The 21,020-nt window shown below is 61.1% G+C and carries 21 protein-coding genes; 2 read left to right on the top strand and 19 right to left on the bottom strand.

All coding sequences use genetic code 11. The features are described 5' to 3' along the window. Positions 1–84: 84 nt before the first annotated feature. Both mdoH and F3I47_RS03775 read right to left on the bottom strand, forming a co-directional pair. A complete protein-coding gene (mdoH, locus tag F3I47_RS03770; protein ID WP_009090914.1) occupies positions 85–2,637 on the bottom strand; it encodes a glucans biosynthesis glucosyltransferase MdoH in 2,553 nt (850 codons plus the stop codon). Beyond that, positions 2,630–4,165 carry a glucan biosynthesis protein G gene (locus tag F3I47_RS03775; protein ID WP_181161904.1) on the bottom strand — a complete coding sequence of 512 codons (1,536 nt, stop codon included), beginning with the start codon at positions 4,163–4,165 and terminating at the stop codon, positions 2,630–2,632. Before F3I47_RS03775 ends, mdoH begins: the two co-directional genes overlap by 8 nt. A 268-nt stretch (positions 4,166–4,433) precedes the next feature. On the opposite strand from F3I47_RS03775, the gene mdoC reads away from it, so the two are divergent. Then, on the top strand, positions 4,434–5,564 hold the full coding sequence (gene mdoC / locus F3I47_RS03780; protein WP_111208047.1) for a glucans biosynthesis protein MdoC: 1,131 nt from the start codon (positions 4,434–4,436) through the stop codon (positions 5,562–5,564). Between the two features lie 282 nt (positions 5,565–5,846). Here the strand turns inward: mdoC and F3I47_RS03785 are convergent, their stop codons facing one another. Next, entirely contained in the window at positions 5,847–7,307 is a 1,461-nt protein-coding gene (locus F3I47_RS03785; protein ID WP_009090917.1) for a phospholipase D family protein, read from the bottom strand. A 155-nt stretch (positions 7,308–7,462) separates the two neighbouring features. Between F3I47_RS03785 and F3I47_RS03790 the strand changes: the two genes are divergently transcribed. Then, positions 7,463–8,626 carry a hypothetical protein gene (locus F3I47_RS03790; RefSeq protein WP_046101584.1) on the top strand — a complete coding sequence of 388 codons (1,164 nt, stop codon included), beginning with the start codon at positions 7,463–7,465 and terminating at the stop codon, positions 8,624–8,626. Here F3I47_RS03790 and F3I47_RS22290 read toward each other — a convergent pair. From F3I47_RS22290 to F3I47_RS03860, 16 genes are all read right to left on the bottom strand, one after another. Continuing rightward, positions 8,614–8,787: a hypothetical protein gene (locus F3I47_RS22290; protein WP_009090919.1), complete on the bottom strand. Its 174-nt coding sequence runs from the start codon at positions 8,785–8,787 to the stop codon at positions 8,614–8,616. The genes F3I47_RS03790 and F3I47_RS22290 overlap by 13 nt on opposite strands. 40 nt (positions 8,788–8,827) lie before the next feature. Further along, a complete protein-coding gene (locus tag F3I47_RS22295; RefSeq protein WP_009090920.1) occupies positions 8,828–8,971 on the bottom strand; it encodes a hypothetical protein in 144 nt (47 codons plus the stop codon). Positions 8,972–9,104: 133 nt separating this feature from the next. Beyond that, positions 9,105–10,340 (bottom strand): beta-ketoacyl-ACP synthase, encoded by a 1,236-nt coding sequence (locus F3I47_RS03795; protein ID WP_190311346.1) that lies wholly within the window; start codon positions 10,338–10,340, stop codon positions 9,105–9,107. Continuing rightward, complete coding sequence (locus tag F3I47_RS03800) at positions 10,337–11,068, bottom strand: 3-ketoacyl-ACP reductase FabG2 (RefSeq protein ID WP_111208049.1); 732 nt, start codon at positions 11,066–11,068, stop codon at positions 10,337–10,339. The genes F3I47_RS03795 and F3I47_RS03800 overlap by 4 nt, the downstream gene beginning before the upstream one ends. Then, positions 11,065–11,541, bottom strand: a complete 477-nt coding sequence (locus F3I47_RS03805) for a hotdog family protein (RefSeq protein WP_009090925.1) — start codon at positions 11,539–11,541, stop codon at positions 11,065–11,067. Before F3I47_RS03805 ends, F3I47_RS03800 begins: the two co-directional genes overlap by 4 nt. After that, a complete protein-coding gene (locus F3I47_RS03810) occupies positions 11,531–12,691 on the bottom strand; it encodes a beta-ketoacyl-[acyl-carrier-protein] synthase family protein (RefSeq protein ID WP_150029684.1) in 1,161 nt (386 codons plus the stop codon). Before F3I47_RS03810 ends, F3I47_RS03805 begins: the two co-directional genes overlap by 11 nt. Next, positions 12,688–13,260 carry a DUF3261 domain-containing protein gene (locus tag F3I47_RS03815; protein WP_150029685.1) on the bottom strand — a complete coding sequence of 191 codons (573 nt, stop codon included), beginning with the start codon at positions 13,258–13,260 and terminating at the stop codon, positions 12,688–12,690. Before F3I47_RS03815 ends, F3I47_RS03810 begins: the two co-directional genes overlap by 4 nt. Continuing rightward, the gene (locus tag F3I47_RS03820) at positions 13,257–15,563 is read right to left on the bottom strand and encodes an MMPL family transporter (protein ID WP_150029686.1); all 2,307 of its coding nucleotides are present in this window, start codon (positions 15,561–15,563) and stop codon (positions 13,257–13,259) included. Before F3I47_RS03820 ends, F3I47_RS03815 begins: the two co-directional genes overlap by 4 nt. Beyond that, positions 15,550–16,158, bottom strand: a complete 609-nt coding sequence (locus F3I47_RS03825) for an outer membrane lipoprotein carrier protein LolA (protein WP_150029687.1) — start codon at positions 16,156–16,158, stop codon at positions 15,550–15,552. Before F3I47_RS03825 ends, F3I47_RS03820 begins: the two co-directional genes overlap by 14 nt. Continuing rightward, a complete protein-coding gene (locus tag F3I47_RS03830; RefSeq protein ID WP_009090934.1) occupies positions 16,152–16,565 on the bottom strand; it encodes a thioesterase family protein in 414 nt (137 codons plus the stop codon). The genes F3I47_RS03825 and F3I47_RS03830 overlap by 7 nt, the downstream gene beginning before the upstream one ends. Continuing rightward, on the bottom strand, positions 16,558–18,267 hold the full coding sequence (locus F3I47_RS03835; protein WP_058957990.1) for a glycosyltransferase: 1,710 nt from the start codon (positions 18,265–18,267) through the stop codon (positions 16,558–16,560). Before F3I47_RS03835 ends, F3I47_RS03830 begins: the two co-directional genes overlap by 8 nt. Then, positions 18,261–18,608, bottom strand: coding sequence for a 3-hydroxyacyl-ACP dehydratase FabZ family protein (locus F3I47_RS03840; RefSeq protein ID WP_009090938.1), 348 nt, complete (start codon positions 18,606–18,608; stop codon positions 18,261–18,263). Before F3I47_RS03840 ends, F3I47_RS03835 begins: the two co-directional genes overlap by 7 nt. Beyond that, positions 18,595–19,914, bottom strand: coding sequence for an AMP-binding protein (locus F3I47_RS03845; protein ID WP_150029688.1), 1,320 nt, complete (start codon positions 19,912–19,914; stop codon positions 18,595–18,597). The genes F3I47_RS03840 and F3I47_RS03845 overlap by 14 nt, the downstream gene beginning before the upstream one ends. Next, positions 19,911–20,474, bottom strand: coding sequence for a hypothetical protein (locus tag F3I47_RS03850; RefSeq protein ID WP_046101575.1), 564 nt, complete (start codon positions 20,472–20,474; stop codon positions 19,911–19,913). The genes F3I47_RS03845 and F3I47_RS03850 overlap by 4 nt, the downstream gene beginning before the upstream one ends. 7 nt (positions 20,475–20,481) lie before the next feature. Beyond that, positions 20,482–20,736, bottom strand: a complete 255-nt coding sequence (locus tag F3I47_RS03855) for an acyl carrier protein (protein WP_150029689.1) — start codon at positions 20,734–20,736, stop codon at positions 20,482–20,484. Positions 20,737–20,752: 16 nt separating this feature from the next. Next, positions 20,753–21,010: a phosphopantetheine-binding protein gene (locus F3I47_RS03860; RefSeq protein WP_009090946.1), complete on the bottom strand. Its 258-nt coding sequence runs from the start codon at positions 21,008–21,010 to the stop codon at positions 20,753–20,755. Between the last annotated feature and the right edge of the window lie 10 nt (positions 21,011–21,020).

Below are 21,020 nucleotides of genomic sequence, written 5' to 3' on the forward strand. Positions count from 1 at the left end.
TGCGGTGACGGCCTGCGAGTAAATTATCATCCCCGCCCTGTTTTAATCCCATAAAAAAAGCGGCATCGCTGCCGCTTTTTCAGATTACGCGTTTTTTGCCAGCGCGTTAGGGTTGAGCGTCAGTTTCTGATAACTCTCTACCCACTGGTGATACTTCTCCGCATTTTCCCACAGTCGGGTATGGACGCGGGCCAGCACCACCGGATCGCTGATCAGCTGCAGACGCTGGTCGCGGCTGAGTTTTTCCGGTGCATCGCTCAGCGCCTGATCGACACGACGGTCGCGAGCGTAGTCGAGTAACTGACTCTGCCGGTGACGTGAAGTCGCCAGCGCTGTCGCCAGCGCGTTAAACGCCGGATGGAACAGCGCGTGCATAAAGCCGTTCTCCAGTACACGCTCGCGGTTGAGCTGCAGATAGCGGTCGGTGTCCACCAGCTCCTGCGGCGGTGAAGACTCTTCCGGGATCAGGAACAGCTTCGCGCGCTTGCTCTTCAGGCCCAGCGTTGCACGGCTCGACATCACCGACACAAACGGTGACAGGATCAGGGAGAAGACGATCGGTGCCAGCCACCACAGGAAGTTGAGATCCAGCAGTCCCATACCAATTGCCCACACCAGACCCAGTGCCATCTGTGAACCGTGACGTTTGAACGCCTCGCCCCATGGCGTCGCATCGTCATCACGCTGCGGGGAGTTCCAGACGACTTCCCAGCCAAGGAAAGCGCTGACCACAAACACGGTGTGGAACAGCATGCGCACCGGGGCCAGCAGCACCGAGAACAGCGTTTCCAGCACCAGTGACAACAGTACGCGCAGTGCGCCACCGTAAGGCTTCGCCCCTTTAAACCAGATCAGCACCACGCTCAGCAGCTTCGGCAGGAACAGAAGCACCATCGTGGTCGAGAACAGCGCTATCGCCAGCTCCGGACGCCACTGCGGCCAGACCGGGAAGAGCTGTCGCGGCTGCAGGAAGTAGGTCGGCTCCATAAGCGTATGCACGACCTGCAGGGCCGTGGAAAGCGCCAGGAACAGGAACCACAGCGGAGCTGACAGGTAGGACATCACGCCGGTCAGGAACACCGCGCGGTGAACCGGGTGCATCCCTTTTACCAGGAACAGACGGAAGTTCATCAGGTTACCGTGGCACCAGCGGCGGTCACGCTTCAGCTCATCCAGCAGGTTCGGCGGCAGTTCTTCATAAGAGCCCGGCAGGTCATAGGCGATCCAGACGCCCCAGCCGGCACGACGCATCAGTGCCGCCTCGACGAAGTCATGCGACATAATCGAGCCCGCAAACGACCCTTCGCCCGGTAATGGCGCCAGCGCACAGTGCTCGATGAAGGGTTTCACGCGGATAATGGCGTTATGCCCCCAGTAGTGCGACTCGCCCAGCTGCCAGAAGTGCAGACCGGCGGTAAACAGCGGACCATAGACGCGGGTCGCGAACTGCTGACAGCGCGCATAGAGCGTATCCATTCCTGAGGCTTTCGGCGACGACTGGATGATCCCGGCGTTCGGGTTAGCCTCCATCATACGCACCAGGCCGGTCAGGCACTCGCCACTCATGACGCTATCGGCATCCAGCACGACCATGTAGCTGTAGTTGCTGCCCCAGCGACGACAGAAGTCATCGATGTTGCCGCTTTTACGCTTCACACGACGACGGCGACGGCGATAGAAGATCTTGCCTGCCCCACCGACGTCACGGACCAGTTCCATCCAGGCTTTCTGTTCGGCAACGGCGATATCCGCATCGTAGCTGTCACTGAGGATGTAGACGTCAAAGTGCTCTGCGTTACCGGTGCGAACCACAGACTCCCAGGTCGCACGCAGACCGGCGTAAACACGCTCTACGTCTTCATTACAGATCGGCATAATCAGCGCGGTGCGATGCGCCGGATTCAGCGGCTCATCCCCGACCGTGGAGTAGGAGATGCTGTATTTATCGCGCCCAATCAGCAGCTGCAGGAAGCCCATCAGGGCGGTCCAGAAACCGGCTGACACCCAGCAGAACAGAATGGCAAACAGGAACAGGATGCCGGTCTGCAGCACATACGGCAGGATCTGCATCACTGACTGCTGCCAGTTCTGGTTGATCATCTCCATCGGGTCCAGCAGCGTCCAGCCCTGATAGGGCAGAATGCTCTTCATGTACCAGGTGGCGACCACGGTCTGGAAAATCGTCAGGATCAGCAGAATGTAGCGACGTATCGAACCGACATGACGCCACTTCTCTTCGGCTCGCTGCTCTTCCGCACTGGCGTAGCGCGGCACAGATTTGCGTCCACGCAGAGAGTCCCAGGCGCGGGCAACCGGGTTGGTGCGCCACGCTTCCGGGAACATCAGTGAACGTTTGACTTTGGGCATCGCCTTCAGCGTGGTGCGGTCGAGGTAATCTTTACCTAGCTGCTGACCGCCCGCCAGTGCATCGGGCCAGGCCATTTCCACCCGCGATGAGACCGATTTTAACGGCGCATCGTCGGGACGGTCACTGGCTGCGACATCCCTGCCCAGCACATCATGAATGAAGTGAAACGCACTGGCATTCTGCAATGAGACGCTCAGGCGAGACTTCCCTGCCGCATCCAGCGGCAGAGATTCCACATAACGTTGAGGTGTAAAAGTCGATTTATTCATTGGCAGGTAACTGATAGCTCCAGGTTTCCGTCAATGTCTTGTCGCCGCTAACCAGCGCCGCACGCATTTCGGTGGACTGCTTGGCATCTTTCACACGCAGACGCAACACCAGACGCCAGCCTTTAGTGACCGGGTTATAACGTACGCTCTGCTCAACCACTTCAGCGTTTTTACCGACGCTGACCTGCGGGGTCACCTGACTGTTTTCCGCCATCTTGCTCATGTCTTTACCCACGAAGTCGATGGTGAAAGCCACGGTGCCATCCGGCTGACGCACCAGGTTCGACTGCTTCACGTCACCCGCTGAGCGCAGGGTGTTTTTGACCCAGGCAATGTCATCCGAGTGCAGCTGCTTCTCGTCGCGTGAGAAGTGCAGGCGATATTTGAAGTTCATCTCTTTGCCAGGCTCTGGCAGCGTCTCCGGCGTCCAGAACGCAACGATGTTATCGTTGGTTTCATCGGCCGTCGGGATCTCAACCAGTTCAACCCGGCCTTTACCCCAGTCGCCTAATGGCTCCACCCAGCCGCTTGGGCGCAGGTCATAGCGGTCATCCAGATCCTGATAGTTGCTGAAGTCACGCCCGCGCTGCAGCAGACCAAAGCCTTTCGGATTCTCGATAGTGTAAGTGCTCACCGCCAGATGACGCGGGTTGTTCAGCGGACGCCAGATCCACTCTCCGTTGCCATTGTGGATAGAGAGGCCGTCAGAGTCATGCAGCGCCGGACGGAAGTTATTCACTGTCGATGGCTGGTTCTGGCCAAACAGGAACATACTGGTCAGCGGAGCAATACCCAGTTTGCCGACGTTATCACGCAGGTAAACTTTGGACTGCACATCCACGGTAGAGGCTTCACCCGGACGCAGCACGAAGCGATACGCACCCGTCGCACGAGGCGAATCGAGCAGCGCATAGATCACCAGCTGTTTGTCCTGAGGTTTCGGACGCTCAATCCAGAACTCTTTGAAACGCGGGAACTCTTCACCGGACGGCAATGCCGTGTCGATGGCGAGTCCACGCGCCGAGAGGCCATAGACCTGACCGGCACCGATTACACGGAAATAGCTGGCGCCCAGGAAGCTGGCGATCTCATCGTTTTTACCCTTGTTATTAAGCGGGTAAAGCACTTTGAAACCGGCAAAACCGAGGTTTTTAACGGCGTCAGCGTCATGTTTTACGTTACCGAAATTGAAATAATCGGGGCTGTATTTGATCTCACGCACCGCGCTGGCGGTCACTTCGTTGATCTGCACCGGGGTATCGAAATACATCCCCTGGTGATAGAACTCCAGCTTGAACGGCGTGCGCAGTTTGCCCCAGTACGCTTTATCGTGGTTAAACTGGATCTGCTGATAGTCAGCAAATTTCATTTCACGAAATTGAGAGGGTAAATTGCTTTTAGGCGCTTCGAAGCTTTTCCCTGCCAACGCTTTGGCTTGTGTGGCAACATCATCAATGTTAAACGCCCAACTGTTATTGGCATATAACGCCAGCAGAACCGCAGTACCAATCCAGCGTACCTTCATCAGTCCGGCTTTATTTTTTTCTTTAGTCAGCACATCCCCCCCTTTCGTGTGCTTAAATCAAACCCGTTTATCTTAAAGGATTATTCGGTTTTCCGACAGCTTATGCGCAACATTGTTCCCGCATTTCGTCAGGCTTAACGCTACTTTTAGGACAATTAGACACTACGGATTCCACTGATAGTATACCCGGTTTATGGCAGGTAGAATTTTACCCGGACATAATCCGGTTTCAGGGTGAAACTGGCTAACCGTACTAACGAACTGGAACTTTATGAGTACTGTAAAACCTGAACGTGAATATTTCCTCGACTCTATCCGCGCCTACCTGATGTTGCTGGGGGTACCGTTTCACGTTTCCCTCATCTACTCCGCGCAGAAATGGGCAGTGAACAGCCAGGAAGCCTCGTTATGGCTGACGCTGCTGAATGATTTTATTCATGCATTTCGCATGCAGGTGTTCTTTGTTATCTCGGGTTATTTCTCCTACATGCTCTATCTGCGCTATCAGCCGCGGCGTTTCCTGAAGGTGCGTCTGGAACGCGTCGGGATCCCCATGCTCACTGCGGTGCCGCTGATTACGCTGCCACAATTTTTCATGCTGAAAGCCTGGACAGATAAACTGGCCGACTGGCCCCGCTTCACCCCCTATCAGAAGTTCAATAACCTGATGTGGGAGCTGATTTCACACCTGTGGTTTCTGGTGGTGCTGGTGATGCTGACTACGCTGGGTATGGTGACGTTTCGCTGGCTGCGCGACCAGCACCGCGCCATCGACTACACGCGGGTCGGCTGGGGTACGCTGACGGTGGGTGTACTGGCCTGGGCCCTGCTCTGGTGTGTGTTCCGCCGTCTGGTGTTTATCTTCCAGCCCGCCTGGCTGATGGATGGTCTGTTCAATATCATCGTGATGCAGACGCTCTTCTACCTGCCCTTCTTTATGCTGGGCGCGCTGGCGTGGAAACATCCGCCGCTGAAAGCGCTGTTTGTGCGGTTTAATCCGGTGATGTGGATTGGCGCGCTGCTGCTGTTTATCGCCTACTGCACCAATCAGCGTCTGAGCAGTGGCGATGGCTGGCTGTATGAGCTTGATGCGCTGATTACCACGCTGATGGGGCTCTGCATGCTGAATGTCTGCTTCTGCTTTGGTCATAAGCTGCTGAATGCACATTCGCCGCGCATTATGTATCTGGTTAATGCGTCGCTGTTTATCTATCTGGTGCACCATCCGCTGACGCTGCTGTATGGCATTTATGTCACGCCACGGATTGAAAACAACACGCTGGGGTTCTTTGTCGGCTTACTGATGGTGTTTGGCATCGCGTTTCTGCTGTATGAGATCCACCTGCGCATTCCACTGCTGCGGTTCCTGTTTTCGGGGAAGTTTGAGCGTAAAGAGGTCTGACGAAGCATGGGAGACAGGGCGCACGGGCTTTCATCGTCGGGCGCCTTGTGAGCAGGCTCAGGGAGGCTGTGCCTTACGCAAAGACGCAAAACCGCCATCCCTGGCAGGCTCAGCGCGGGCCATCCCTGGCCCGCTATGCTTTGCTACAGGTACAGCCTCCCATCGCTTTACGTCGGGCAGTCGCCTGTGAGAGTCCCGCCCTGGAGTAATGGTCGCCATGAAGCAACGCCTCCGGGATGAGCCTGCGCATGTGCCTGTGCAAGTGCGCACGCAGGCGCAGGCTTACAGCAGCCACTCAATCGGCAGTCGCCACACCAGCCGCACCTGCAGTCGTTGCCACCAGGAGCAGTCCGGTTCGTGCTTATGCACAATCTGCTGCGGCTCGTCCGGATACTCCAGCCAGTTCACCCGCCCCCACTTATCCAGCCGCAGTGTCCAGGCCCGATCACGCATCGACTGACTGAAGCGCTGGTGCGTTTCTCCGGCCAGCGCCGCACTCTCAATCACCAGCCCCATTTCAGTATTCAGCACCGCTGAGCGCGGATCGAAGTTAAAGGAGCCGATAAACAACGTCTTTTGATCCACCGAGAACGTTTTTGCGTGCAGGCTGGAGCCCGAGTTACCGGTTAACCCCCGGTCGTGCGGCGCATCCTGCATGGCCGCCTGCGGTTTCAGCTCATAAAGCGCAATGCCGTGACGCAGCAGCTTTTTGCGCCACCGGGCGTAACCGGCATGAACAATCGATACGTCATTGGCCGCCAGCGAATTGGTCAGAATGGCGATCTTCACCCCTTTGCGTTTCAGCGCCAGCAGCTGAGCGACGCCCGCGCGGGTCGGCACAAAGTAAGCTGAGATAATATCGAACTGCTCTTGTGGCGTGCCAATCACCTCCAGCATACGCTGCGGCAGCAGGCTTTTCGCGCGCGCTTTACCCAGCCCCTTGCGCGGGTCATCACTCAGCAGACGCGCTTTTGCCCAGGTCAGATCCAGCGTGCCCTGCGCCATCTCCTGCAGCAGCGACGCGTTTTCCAGCCGCTGAAGATAGCGCTGCACAGGCTCACTGTGACGCCATTCGGCGGGCAGGCTCACGCTATCCTCGTCCGGTTCATCATCATCCAGCACCTGCTGCAGCGGCGCGACCGGCTTACTGTGCCAGTAGCGTTCAAAATCCCCGGCCACCTCGCTGACTACCGGCCCAATCGCCATGACGTCGAGATCGGCAAACAGCGGCTCATTACCGGTGCCGAAATATTCATCGCCAATGTTGCGCCCGCCCACAATGGTGGTGACACCATCCACGGTAAAGCTTTTGTTGTGCATCCGCCGGTTAAGACGGGCGAAGTCAGTGAGATAGCCCAGTGCGCGCAGGGTGCGAAAAGAGAAAGGATTGAAGAGCCGCACCTCAATATTGGGGTGGCGGTTGAGCTGAGCAAGGGTGTCATCCAGGCCTGGCGTATTGTTATCATCCAGCAGCAGTCGTACCTTCACGCCGCGGCGCGCCGCCTCCAGCATGGCGCTGAACAGCAGGCGGCCAGAGAGATCGTTTTGCCAGATGTAGTACTGAATATCGAGTGACCGCGCCGCCTTTTGCATCAGCAGATAGCGTGCAGCGAACGCATCCAGCCCGTCGCTGAGGGGATGGATGCCGCTCAGCCCCGGATGGCGCTGACACTGAGGGGCCAGCTTTGTTTCCAGCCAGCTGGCAGGCTCCGGTGAGTGGGCGAGTTCAAACGCTTCGGTCATGACAATTCCCTGTATATGGCAGTTATTTTTATTATTCCCCGGTCCCACCGCTGAGGCTATACCTCTGTTCCGACTTAGCAAAAAGTCGCGGGCGTTTTTTAGTCTAGACTTAACCGGACGATCTGTGACCGGCAATGCTCCGGCAGGAGAGGAATATGTCTCATCACCCCCTTTTTGATGCCAGCCAGCGCCACCATCCCCGTCTGTTTCGCAGTTTTTTCCAGGGCAGCTTCCCCTGCTCCACGGCCTGCCGCACGCCCGGAAAACGGCTCGATATGGTCATCAGCAGCGGGCATGACATGCTGCTGGAAAAGGATTATGCGGCCCTGGCTGAGCAGCATCTGCTGACCGCCCGCGACGGCGCACGCTGGCACCTGATTGAGAAGGTGCCGGGTCACTATGACTGGCAGAGCTTTCTGCCGATGGTTGAGGCAGCGCGGCGTCAGCAGGTAGAGATCATCTGGGAGCTGGCTCACTTTGGCTATCCGGATCATCTTAATATCTGGAAAGCGGAATTTGTTGACCATTTTAGCCGTTTCGCCCGCGCAATGGCGCAGCTGATGCGCGATGAAGGCATTGAAAATCCCTTCTTTACGCCGGTTAACCAAATCTCATTCTGGTCATGGGCCGGGGCGGAGGTGGCCTGGTTCAATCCGCATGCCGCAGGGCGCGGCAAAGAGCTGAAGCGCCAGCTGGTGCGTGCATCTCTGGCGGCGATCCATGCCATCCGGGAGGTCTATCCGGGGGCGCGGTTTGTGCTGACCGACCCGCTGGTGCAGATCGCCCATCATCCCACTAATCCGGACAGCAAACCCTACGCCGATGCCCAGCATCAGGCGCAGTTCGAAGCCTGGGATATGCTGGCCGGTCGCGTGGATAAAGAGCTGGGCGGCAGCGAAGATTGCCTGGATATTCTCGGCCTCAACTACTATCCCGATAACCACTGGTTTTTCCCCGATCAGCCGATGTCGCTGGAGGAACCGGAGCGGGTGCCGCTGCACATTCTGCTGGCGCAGTGCTGGCAGCGCTTCCAGCGCCCGATGCTGATTGCCGAAACCGGCGCGGAGGGCGAGGCCCGTGCTCCCTGGCTGCAGGAGGTCAGTGAGAACGTGGCGGTGGCGCTGGATCAGGGGATTGCCGTAGAGGGCATTTCGCTCTATCCCGTGGTGGAGTATCCCGCGTGGGCGGATGACCGCCGTTCGCCTGGCCCGCTGCTGGGATTAGCGGACCCCAATGGCAACCGTAATCTGCATGAAGCCCTGGCGCTGATACTGCGCAGCCAGCAGATCAGGTTCACGGCACGCGATCAGACGTGCTGAGCGGGTGGCTTTTTGGGGTGGCAGGACTGAACGTCGAGTGAAGGATCGGCAGGATGCCGGACATCGGTCAGCCAGACCATGGTAAACAGGAAGGTAACGCCGATCAGGCAGGCCGCCAGCAGACCGATAATGGCGATCAATTTGTCATCTCTGGATTCCATTGCCCTCTCCTTATTCCCTGCGCTGACGCAGCGGTCTCTGTCAGCTCATCCAGAGCGTAATCATCAGGACGAAGATTATAAGCGTTACCGAGGTCACCGCAAGCACCACTATCGCAAAGTGCGCATCGTCCATGGAGTGGCGAATCGGCTCATCGTGATCATCGGGCGGCAAAGGTAACGACATAACTATCCTGTGAAAAAGCATGGGCCGCCGGGAGTGATGCGGTGCGGAACAGTTTAGATGAAAGGCGGAGTGACGTCTGTTTCTTTCGTCCGGGAAATAAACCGGCCCGTACCAGGACGGCACGGGCCGGTCATCAGGCGCCGCGCCAGCGTCTGAAGATCAGGGAGGTGTTGATGCCCCCAAAGGCAAAATTGTTGCTCTGAATGTAGTCGGTCTCAATCTCACGGGGCGCGCCCATGATGTAATCCAGCTGCCCGGCGTCAGCGGCAGGCTGCGTCAGGTTCAGCGTCGGCGCAAACCACCCTTCCCGCATCATCTCAATGCTCATCCAGGCTTCCAGCGCGCCACAGGCCCCCAGCGTATGGCCGAAATAGGATTTCAGCGATGAGACGGGTGTCGTGCCGCCATAGACCGCCGCCGTGGCGAGACTTTCGGCCATGTCGCCCCGCTCAGTGGCGGTACCGTGCGCATTCACATACCCAATCTCAGCGGCGGTAATCCCGGCGCTTTGCAACGCCCGCTCGATACAAATCTGCATGGTTTCCCGCTGCGGCTGGGTGATGTGCGCCGCGTCGCAGTTGGTATGAAAGCCGGTAAGTTCCGCGTAAATGGTTGCGCCACGCGCCTGCGCATGTTCCAGCGACTCCAGAATGAGCGTTCCGGCGCCTTCACCAATCACCAGACCATCACGCTGCTGGTCAAAAGGTGCCGGCGTGGTGTGGGGCGCATCGTTGCGCTGACTGGTGGCAAACAGGGTGTCGAACACCGCTGCTTCTGACGGACAGAGCTCCTCTGCCCCGCCAGCGACCATCACCGTCTGATAGCCGTGACGAATCGCCTCCCAGGCATAGCCAATCGCCTGGCTGCCGGAGGTGCAGGCGCTGGACGTCGGGATCACCCGGCCGCGCAGGCCGAAAAAGAGTCCGGCATTGACGGCGGTGGTGTGTGGCATCATCTGGACGTAGGTGGTGCCGGTAATATTGTTGGTGTGCTTTTCCGTCAGCATGGTGGCGAACTCGCTGACCGGCCCGGTGCTGCCGGTCGACGAGCCGTAGGCGATACCGGTTTCGCCGCTGGTCAGCACCGGATGGTCAATCAGGCCCGCCTGGGTCAGCGCCAGCTCGGTAGCGCGCGTGGCCAGCAGCGACACGCGACCCATCGCGCGGATGCGCTTGCGGGTGTAGTGCGCCGGCAGCGCAAAGTCATCAATCGGTGCACCCAGCAGCGTATGCAGCCCGTCATAGACCTGCCACTCCGGCATAAAGCGCACGGCATTACGCCCGGCCCGGATCCGCGCCGAGACTTCAGCCCAGGACTCCCCGAAGGCGGTGACGCCGCCCATGCCCGTCACGACGACACGATGGATCACAGCATGCCTCCATTGATCGAAATGACCTGACGCGTCACGTAGCCCGCGATATCGGACATCAGATAGCTCGCCAGCCCGGCGACCTCTTCCGCCGCCCCCATGCGCTTCATCGGCACGATCTTCATCGCCTCATCGATGACCTGCGGGGCCAGCCCCTCCATCCCGGTGTCGATCAGACCCGGTGCAATGCAGTTAACGGTGATTTTGCGCTTAGCCAGTTCAATCGCCAGCGCTTTGGTGGCACCGATAATGCCCGCTTTTGCCGCGCTGTAGTTGACCTGACCGCGGTTGCCCATCATCCCCGACACCGAGGAGAGCGTGATGATACGCCCCCCGCGTCGCAGCGCGATCATCGGCATCACGCAGGGCTGGATCACGTTGTAAAAACTGTCGAGGTTAGTGTGGATCACGCTGTCCCACTCCTCATCCGTCAGCGCCGGGAAAGCGGCATCACGGGTGATGCCCGCGTTGCTGACCACACCGTAGTAGGCACCATGCTGCTCAATGTCAGCCTCCAGCGCGGCGCGGGTGGCGGCGCGATCGGCCACATCAAATCCCAGAACGCGACCGCTGCCGCCTGCGGCGACGATCGCCTCAAGGCACTGCTCAGCGCCAGCCCGATCGCGGTTGAAATGGACGATAACCTGAAAGCCATCCTGGGCGAGACGCAGCGCAATTGCGCGGCCGATGCCTTTACTGGCACCCGTCACCAATACCGAATCTGTCATGGTTGATTTCCTTGTGACATTAATTGCTGTAACTCTGCTTCATTGGGTTGATAAGTATTCAGACGACCGCTGGCCAGCAGCTGCGAGCCGTGGCGAATGTCGCCCTCAAAACTGCCCATGCGGTCGTCGCGCATCAGCAGCGTCATTCTGATATCCAGCGTGGCGCGGGCGGGAAAATGGGGCTGATGCGCCCGCCAGCCGCGTCCGCCGAGCAGCATACCGGGGGGGATCAGGGTGGCACCGCCCTGCTTTGCATGCCAGCCTGACCAGACGCCCACGGTCTGCGCCATCATCTCAACGCCAAACCAGGCCGGCAGTTCGCCCTGCGGCGTCAGAAAGGGCGTCAGGACGCCACCGGTGCAGGTCGAGACCTGACAGTGAACCTGATCATCGTCAACGCTAATCAGCTGATCGAGCAGCAGCATGGGTGCGGCGTGGGGCAGCCAGTGCGCGGCGGGAGAATTAAAAGTCATCGGGGCGTCCCAGTATCAGACAGGTGTTATTGCCGCCAAAGGCGAATGAATTTGAGGCGATGATCGGCCGCTCCAGCGCCTGCGGCTGTAACAGCAGGCCACAATCCGGCAGCGTCTCATCCTGTGCCGCCGCCCGGAAATCCTGGGCAGGCAGGGGCAGATTCTCCTGCAGGATCAGGGCGCTGAGCGCCGCTTCGCAGATACCTGCCGCGCCGAGCGTATGGCCGGTCAGGTGCTTGGTCGAGCTGCACGGCACACGGTTACCAAACAGACGCGCGATGACACCGGCTTCCATCTGGTCGTTGAGCGGCGTCGCCGTGCCATGCAGATTGATGTAGCCGACCTGCTGCGGCGACAGCGCCGCCTGCTGCAGCGCCATACGCATCGCCCGTTCAGCGCCTTCGCCCTGCGGATGCGGCGCGGACATGTGCCAGGCGTCAGACGACTCGCCTGCGCCCAGCAGCGCCAGCGGCTGCGGTTCACGCGTCAGCAGCATCAGCGCCGCCCCTTCACCGATAGAGATGCCGTCACGATCGCGGCTGAAAGGCGCGCAGCGACGTTCAGAGAGCGAGGCCAGGCTGTCGAATCCGTTAATCGGCATCCGGCTCAGCGAGTCCGCCCCGCCCACCAGCGCCACATCCACCAGACCGGCTGCGATGAGTCGCTCACCGCTGATCACGGCGCGGGCGCTGGAGGAGCAGGCGGTCGAAATGGTATAAGCCGGGCCATTCAGTTGCAGGTAGTGCGCCAGAAATCGGGAAGGATCGCCCAGCTCCTGCATCTGATAGTGATAGTCAGGCTGAGGCGCACCAATCTGGCGATCGCCCTCATCCACACCCGAGGTACTGGTGCCCAGCACGATCGCGACCCGGTCAGCCCCATAGCGCGCCACGGCCGCGTCGAGTGCCGGGCGGATCTGCGCCAGCGCCGCCAGCAGCAGCTGATTATTGCGGGTGTTGTGCGCGCGTAAGGCAGCCGGAACCGGCGGCAGCTCGCCCACAACGCGGCCAAGCCAGCAGCTACGCTCACCGCTCAGCCAGCCGTCACAGCGCTGCATGCCGGGCGCGATGCCCTGTTGCAGATGGGTGGCAATTTCCCGGTTGGTATTGCCCAGCGCATTCAGCATGCCGAAGGCGGAGAGGTAAATCATGAGGCGTCCAGATGTTGAATGCGGATCTGATAGCCAAACGCATGCTGGCGGATGCTGATCGGCTGGCGCAGAGAGCCGCGTTGCAGGTAATCAATTTCGGTCACCAGCTGGTTATCGGCATCGAACAGCTGGCGCTTTAACCCCTGATCCTCCAGCCGCCAGCCGGACGGCAGCTGTTTCAGCCACACCTCCCGCGGCCAGTAGCTGAGCATGATGTCAGCCAGCACCTGGCTGGCTGGCGGCATCTGCGGCAGCGGCATCAGCTGCTGGGTGTGAATGCCACCGGCATTATAGCGCAGGCTGAACAGGCGAATGCCGACCGAGGAGAGTCCGGCCAGATCGATCTGCTGCTCATCGGCGCTGAGCAGCACCAGCAGCGACTGACTCTGACCTTTGACCTGTCCGGTCAGTAATTGCTGCTGCTGAAAAGCGGGATGGATACCCGGCGGCGGCAGCGTAACCTTTACGCCCGGTTTCAGCCAGGCGGTGGGACGGCTGCTGTCAGGTGCCGGTCCGGCGCAGGCGCTGAGCAGCAGCGCCGTCAGCAGAAGAGAGGCGGCGCGGATCATCGTTTACTCCTTGATCGGGTGGGTCGCATCGCCAGCGGCGACAGCAGGAAAGCGCTGAAAATGCCGCTGCATAAAACAGTGCCAAAACTGGCAATCGCGCTGGTGCTGCTGAAGACCAGCATGCCCAGCGTCAGTAACGTCGTGATCATCGCCAGCGACACCGCCAGCAACGACGTCAGGGGCGTCCCCTGCGGATTGCTGAAAAAGAGCGTGTAGTTAATCCCGATGCCCAGCACCAGAATCAGCGCCAGCAGCGCAAAGAGATTCAGTGACGCGCCGATCCAGCCCAGCGTGGCCAGCGCCACCGCTATCGACAGCGCCGACGGCAGCGCGCTGCGTAAGCCCGCGCGCAGGCCCAGACGCAGCACAAACGTTAGCGTGATGAACAGCAGCGCCAGCGCCAGCAGGCCGGTCAGCAGGGTGCGCCAGAAACTGAACAGCCTGTCGTAACCCGCCTTGCGGTCAATCCAGCTGACGCCGCTATGCTGCGCCGCGAGCGCCGCAAGGGCGGCGCTGTTTCTGACGCCGCTGGTGGGGATCAGCACGCCGCTGCGGCCATCCGGCAGCGTCAGCCACAGCAGTCGCCACCCCTCACTCAGCGGACTGGCCAGCCACGCCGCGGGCGTCACCGGCATCGGGGAGAGATCGGGCGCAGCCAGGGCAATCCCCGCCTGCTGCAGGCGGCTCGTCACGGTGGGCACGGCCTGTTGCAACAGCTGGCGATCCTGCTGCTGCTGCGCCAGCGATCGCAGCGGCAGCAAACGATAGCCCTGCAGCCAGCCCTGCTGCTCTGCCCTGCGAAGATCCGGTGCCAGTTTTTCCAGCCGCTGCAGGGTCTGCTGCGCGTCATCGCCCCAGACCACAAACCAGGTCTGATCGGCTCGCTGCCCCGTCAGGGCAGCCAGCTGGCGATCCTGTGCCAGCAGCGAGGCCGGCGCACTCTGCAGATGGGCGATATCATCATCCACATTCAGCCGGGCGATACCGGTGGCGGCGAACATCGCCAGCGCCAGCGGTAAGCCGACGCGCAGCCCGCGCTGCCGTCGCCAGGCGGCGAGCCAGCGAGCCAGCGGCACCATCAGCGGCACCGGACGCACCGGCAGACCGCGCACCAGCCATGGATAGATCAGAATCACCGTCAGGCAGGAGGCCGTTAAGCCGCTGGCGGCAAACACCGCCAGCTGACGCAGTCCGGGGAACGGAGCCAGCAGCATCAGCAGCCAGGCGATCGCCGTGGTGCCCAGCGCCAGCAGCAGCGTGCCGCGCACTTTACGCAGACTCTCCCACGGCGTCTGCTGATCGCCGTGAACCATCCGCTCGGTGAGATAATAGAGGGTGTAGTCGGCGGAGATGCCGACAATGCTCAGGCTCATCACCAGCGTCATCAGATGCAGTTCCCCGAAGCAGAGCAGCGTCACCACCGTGCCGGTCATGGCTCCCACCGCTACGGAGGTCACCGCGAGCAGCAGTGGTCGGAGTGAGCGGAAAACCAGCAGCACCAGCAGGATAACGCCCCCCAGCGTCACGCTGCCCAGCGTTCTGACATCATGCTGCGCCCGCTGGCTGGCGTTGTCGCTGAACAGCACCGTGCCGCGCGTCAGCAGTTTCGCCTGCGGCCAGCGGGCTTTCAGCTGCTGCTCCAGCGCGCTGAGCCGCGTCACCAGCGCATGACTTTGCTGCATACTGAAAGCGTTACTGGCCAGTTCAGCGTGCAGGAAATACCACTGCCGTCCCTGCGCATCGCGCACCGTCAGCCAGCCGTTGTGCAGCGTCAGACGTCCGGCATTCTGCGCCAGCGCCAGCTGCGCTCCCCGCACCAGCATCAGCGGATCGCCCTGCAGCTCTTTGCTGCTGACACCCGAAAATGCCGAGAAGAGCTGCGCCAGCAGCCACTCCGCCTGCGCCCCGCCGCCGTTCTGCAAGCGGCTGCGCGTCGCCTCGTCGATCAGGCCATTACGGTGTTGCCAGGCAAACCGGCCCCACGCCTCCTGCTGACCGGCATCGAGATCGCCCTGCACCTGCCTGAGGTCAGGCAGCGCGCGCAGCTGCGCCTGCCACCAGGCCGCGATGCCAGGATCGTCCTCTTCACCGGGTGAAACCAGCCACACCAGCTGGCGATCCAGCCGCTGCATAAAGGCCTGCTGCAGCGCGGGCGGCGCAGCCCCCAGATTCTGCTGCGGCAGCAGTGCCAGTACGCTGCTGTTGAGCTGGCTGCGCGGCAGCAGAAAAGAGAGCGCCGCCGCCAGCAGCAGGCAGATGGCGAGCCAGAGGATGGCAAGCCGTCGATCGTTACGGCCCGGCAAAACGCGCCTGCTCCTCGTCGCTCAGCTGCGGCGGTTCAGTACGGGTATTGCTGAGCTGAATCAGCGTTTTATCACCCGGCTTATCGTCCAGCCGGATGCTGTCCAGAAACGCATTGCCCGCCAGCGAGATACGGTTAAAGATTTTGTTAAGCGGCGCCGCTTTCGGGGTCAGCTCCAGCGCCCAGGCACCGTTGCCGCGATCGCTGAAGGCCACCGTGAAGTTCTGATTCAGCACCTTCTGATCGGCCTGGAACAGCGCCCGCAGCAGATGGTTGAACTGGAACATCTGCGGGTTACTGTCGGCAGTGATCACCTGCGGCTTCTGCCCGCTCAGGCTCTGCACCATGCGCTTATCATCCAGCAGCAGCGTCATCACAAAGGGGGTCTGCTGATGCCACCACAGTCCCTGCTGACGCGCGATCAGCATCTGCCCGTGTGACACCAGCGGCTGGCGCATCCCGGCAATGGTGCGCGTCTGGGTAAAGTCTGCCCGGATCACCGGCTGGCTGGCAAAACGCTGCTGCAGCTGATCCAGCGTGACCGCGCTGGCGGCACTGGCCCACAGCAGCAGGCCGGTTAGCATGATTTTCAGCATCCTTTCACTCCTAAACGTTCCAGTAAGATATCGGGTGAAACAAAGCACATGGCCTGACTCTCCTGCTCCACCGCCACCTGCAGGGTGTGTGCCTTAGTGGTGATCTGACCGGCGGCGTTTCGCACCTCATAGTCGATGCGCAGGCGGTTCTCAAACTCCGTGATTCGGGCGCTGACGCGAATCGTCTCTTCACAGCGCAGCGGATGACGGTATTTGACCCGGGTGTCGACCACCGGCCAGACGTAGCCGCTGGCCGCCATTTCGGCATAGCTGTAGTTGATGCTGCGCAGCAGGGCTTCGCGCGCGACTTCAAAGAAGCGGAAGTAGTTGCCGTGCCAGACCACCCCCATGGGATCGCAGTCGTGAAACGAGACGGTCAGGACGACGTCAGCCTGATGTTCAGTCATGGTCAGACTCCTTGTGGTGCGCCTGCGGATCAGGCAGCGTCCAGAAATCGAAAAAGTTAAACCAGTCGAGCGGTGCCAGCAGCGCGTAATGGGCCAGCCGCGCCGCATAGCGATCCACCGCCTCCTGCAGCGCCTGCTGACGTTGCGCACGCGGCAACAGCAGCGGATCGGCGAAGCGCTCACAGTGAATGCGCAGTTTACCCTGTTGCTGCAGGGCAAACATCAGCAGCACCGGACAGCGCAGCGCGGCCGCCAGCACAAAGGGCCCCTGCGGAAAGGGGGCGGGACGGCCGAGAAAGTCGCTCCAGATCACCCGTCGCTCGCCGCCACGCTGCGGATTGACCGCTGTGCGATCCCCGACGATCGCGACCCATTCGCCCGCATCCAGTTTCTGTTGCAGCAGGATCGCCGTCTCCGGCCCGATGTCGCTGACCGGCATCAGATTCACCCCGGCCTGCGGGGCAATGGTCTCCAGCACCGCGCGGAAACGGCGGGCGTTGTCGGTAAAGACCAGCGCGTTAATCACCAGACCGCTGACCTGCTGCGCCATGGCGCGGCAGGCTTCGATATCCCCCAGGTGGGAGGCCAGAATCAGCTTCCCCTGCGGTGCGGGCGTGCGGATCACCGCTTCCGCACCCGGGGCAAAATCGATATCACGCCCCCAGCGCAGATCGCCACGCCAGCTGGCCACTTTATCCAGCATCGCGCCGCCAAACCGCAGGAAATGGCGATAGCTGTTAAGCCGGGCCGGCAGCGCAATCTGCCGCTGCTGCGCGGCGTGGCTGACCTGCGCCAGCCACTGCCTGGAGGCGCTGCGCGCACGCTGGCCACTCAGCCAGTAAACCGCCACCACCGGCCAGAGCAGCAGGGTAAAAGGCAGGCGTCCACCGTAGCGATAGACGGCCAGCATAAAGCGCAATCCCCACTGCCCGCGCCGTTCCGTTTCCACAGACCAGTGCGTCTGCGGTCTGCGCATCGCCAGCAGGCGGGGGATGCGCGGCAGCATGCCGAAAAAGAGCCGGGTGTGCATCCAGGAGATGCGCAGGTTGTCATAGAGGGCATCGAAGTGCGACAGCCCGCTGACCGGATAGGTGACGCGGGTCGGGATAAAGCGACTGCGGGTGCCCTGCCAGTAGAGCCGCACCATGATTTCAGTGTCGAAATCCATGCGCTGTCCGACAGGCCGGCGGTCACACAGTGCCAGCGTGGCGGCCAGCGGATAGACGCGGAAGCCGCACATGCTGTCGCGGATCGACAGCGACAGCGTCTCAATCCAGACCCAGAAATGGGTAATGTAGCGGCCATACAGGCGCGATTTGGGGATGGAGTCATCGTAGAGCGGCTGACCGGAGATCAGCGCATCGGGATAACGCGCCGCTTCCGCCAGCATTAACGGCAGATCTTCCGCCTGATGCTGACCGTCCGCGTCGAGCTGAACCGCGTGGGTGAAACCGCGCGCCGCCGCGGCCCGCAGGCCGTGGATCACCGCCGCCCCTTTGCCCTGATTGGTATCGAGCCTTAGCAGGCTGAGCTGCGGGGCGTGCAGCGTCGCCAGCTGCAGCTGGGTCGCCGCATCGCTGCCATCATCCACTACGATGATCGGCAGGTTAAAGGGTGCCAGCCGCGCCAGCACCGACGCCATCATCGCGCCGTGGTTGTAGCAGGGGATCACCACGCAGGGTGAGAACGCAGTCGTTAACACAGCGCGATCTTCCCGCTGCTGGCACTCTGCTCGCCTGCTTCACTCAGCAGGCTGTAGCGAAAACTCAGGCGCGATTTTTCGGCGTGCCACTCAAGGTGCAGCTGCAACAGCGCGCCGGGGGGCACCGGCTGCTGGAATTTGATGTTATCGATGGCCGCAAACTGCCTGCCGGGAGCAAGCAGCAGCAGACCATAGTGCATCACCCAATCCAGCTGTGCCACGCCGGGCAGAATGGGCAGGGTCGGGAAGTGACCCTGAAACCAGAACAGTTCCGGCTCTACCTCTAACGTCAGCGTGACACTGTTCGCCTGTAACGTTCGGCTGCGTTCAATCGGCAACATGAAAAAGTTCCTCTATTTGCGGCCAGGCGCGTTTGCTCTGGGCGGTGACCGGAATGGTGGCCACAACCCGCCAGTAGCGTGGCATGGCCAGCGGCTCCAGCCAGCGTTGCAGCTGCTGTTTCCACTGCTGACGGCGCTGATGCAGCGCCGCCTCATCCAGCGGTCGGGTGGGCGAAAGCACGACGCCTATCGCCTGCCGTTCATGGCGGGTCACCACCAGTGCCACGGCATCCTCTATCTCCGGCAGATCCCGCAGACGGCGCTCAATCTCACTGAGAGAGATGCGCTTGTCCGCGATTTTGACAATGCGGTCATGGCGGCCTGCCAGCTGAAAACCGCCATCCGGCTGTTTGTGCAGGCGATCGTCCAGCGGGATGCCGTCCGCTGCGGCAATCAGCGGCGACCAGACCTGCCAGCGATCGGGCCTCACCTCCTCCAGCCGGACGCCGGGGAAACAGCGCCACGCCTCCCCGGGCCGCTCCCACTGACGCCAGGCCAGGGTGCCGGTTTCGGTGCTGCCATAGATCTCACTGACCCGACAGCCAAAGCGCTGCCAGACCTGCTCAGCATCCGATGCGCGCAGCGCGCCACCGGCGGAGACAATCAGTTCACAGGCGGGCGTCTGCAGCGACCTGTCAAGCCGCGATAAAAAAGCGGGACTGCTGATAAAGGCATAGCGCCAGTGGCGCGGAAGCTGAGCCAGCTGTTCGCCGTAAAACAGCGGCTGGGCGGCGAACGGGCGCGCCAGCGTCATCGGCAGGAAGATCCGGAACGATAAACCGTACAGGTGCTGATGGCTGACCGAAGCAATCACCCGGCACGCCCGAAGCTGTTCACCCCACAGGGCGCAGAGCCAGCGGCTCTCCTGCTCCATCACCGCCAGGGACTTTACCACCTGACGTGGCGTGCCGGTTGAACCCGATGTGAACAGCACCAGCTCAGCCCTCTCCGGCAGCGGCGGCAGCGCGCCCTGCGCTTCGGCCTCATCCCACGCCAGCCGAGGCAGGCTGACCGCCAGCGGCATGTCGCACAGCACGCCATCCAGCCGATCCTGCATCTCATCGAGCAGTGCGGCGCGGGTATGACCCGGCATCACCGGCGTTTTGCCGGCATACCAGCTCGCCAGCAGCGCCACGCAGAAGCGGTAGCTGTCGTCAAAACAGAGCGCCCAGTGTGTGCCCGCCTCTGCCGCTAAGCGCTGGCTGAGCGCCAGCACCTGACGGCGCATGGTGCTGAGCATCAGCGTCTGATCGCCCCGCCAGGCGACTTCCCGGTCGGCGCCCGTCAGCCAGTCGGCCACCCTCATGCTTTGCGCCTCACGCGCTGACGGACGCACCACTCCGCGCCCATCAGCGCGGCGATAAGCAGATAGCTGATCGCGCCGTTCCACAATGTCCAGAGTCGCAGATTCCCCAGCAGGCAGGTGAAGAGCGCCATGCTGCCATTGCCGATAAAGAACAGGCACCAGATTTGGGTGACGCGGCGGGTGTAGCGCACCGCAGCAGGCGGAAGCACGGGCTCACGCAGTCGGGCAATACGTTCCACCAGCGGCATCGCGCTCCAGAGCGAGGCGCCAAACAGCAGCAGCATCGCCAGATTGACCGCCACCGGATACCACAGCAGCAGATGCTGCGAGCGCAGCAGCTGGCTGCTGATACAGAGCAGCGCGCCGAGCAGGGCCAGCCAGCCCATCACAGCCCCCATGGCCGTATGCTGACGACGCAGCTGGAGCCAGCGCAGCCCAAACAGCAGCGCCAGCAGCCAGAAAAGTCCCTGCCAGCGCGGCTGGGTGAGCGCCAGCCAGACCAGCAACGGCCAGGCCAGCAGCGTCAGCAGATTGAGCAGGCGAAGAGTGGCAGCAGGCACGGCGGGATCAGACGCCTTCGCGCATCAGTTGTTCGACCGCATCGACCACGTCCTGCACGGTTCGCACCGCGCGGAAGGTTTCCGGTTTGATTTTACGACCGGTGCGTTTCTGCAGGTGAACCACCATATCGACGGCATCGATGCTGTCGAGTTCGAGATCTTCATACAGGCGGGCCTCAGGATGGATATCCTCCGGCGCAATTTCAAACAGGCTGGTCAGCAGGGCCGACACTTCCTGATAAATCTCTTCTTTATTCATCATAAAATGGTCTCCGCGTTCAGCTGCGCTGTTGGTTGACGAACGCTGCCAGCGTCGCAACAGAGAAGAAGTGGGCACGCAGGGTTTCACTCTCCGCAGAGAGCGTCACGCCGTAGCGATTTTTCACCGCCAGGCCAAGCTCCAGCGCGTCAATTGAGTCCAGGCCGAGGCCGTCGCCAAACAGCGCATCTTCGGTCTCAATATCCTCGGGGCTGAGATCTTCAAGGTTCAGCGTGTCGATAATCATCTGTTTGATATCGTTGATTAATACATCCATACCGGTTTTC

Origin of the sequence: Pantoea sp. M_10, from assembly GCF_008631515.1 — a bacterium.
Taxonomy (GTDB): Bacteria; Pseudomonadota; Gammaproteobacteria; order Enterobacterales; family Enterobacteriaceae; genus Pantoea; species Pantoea anthophila.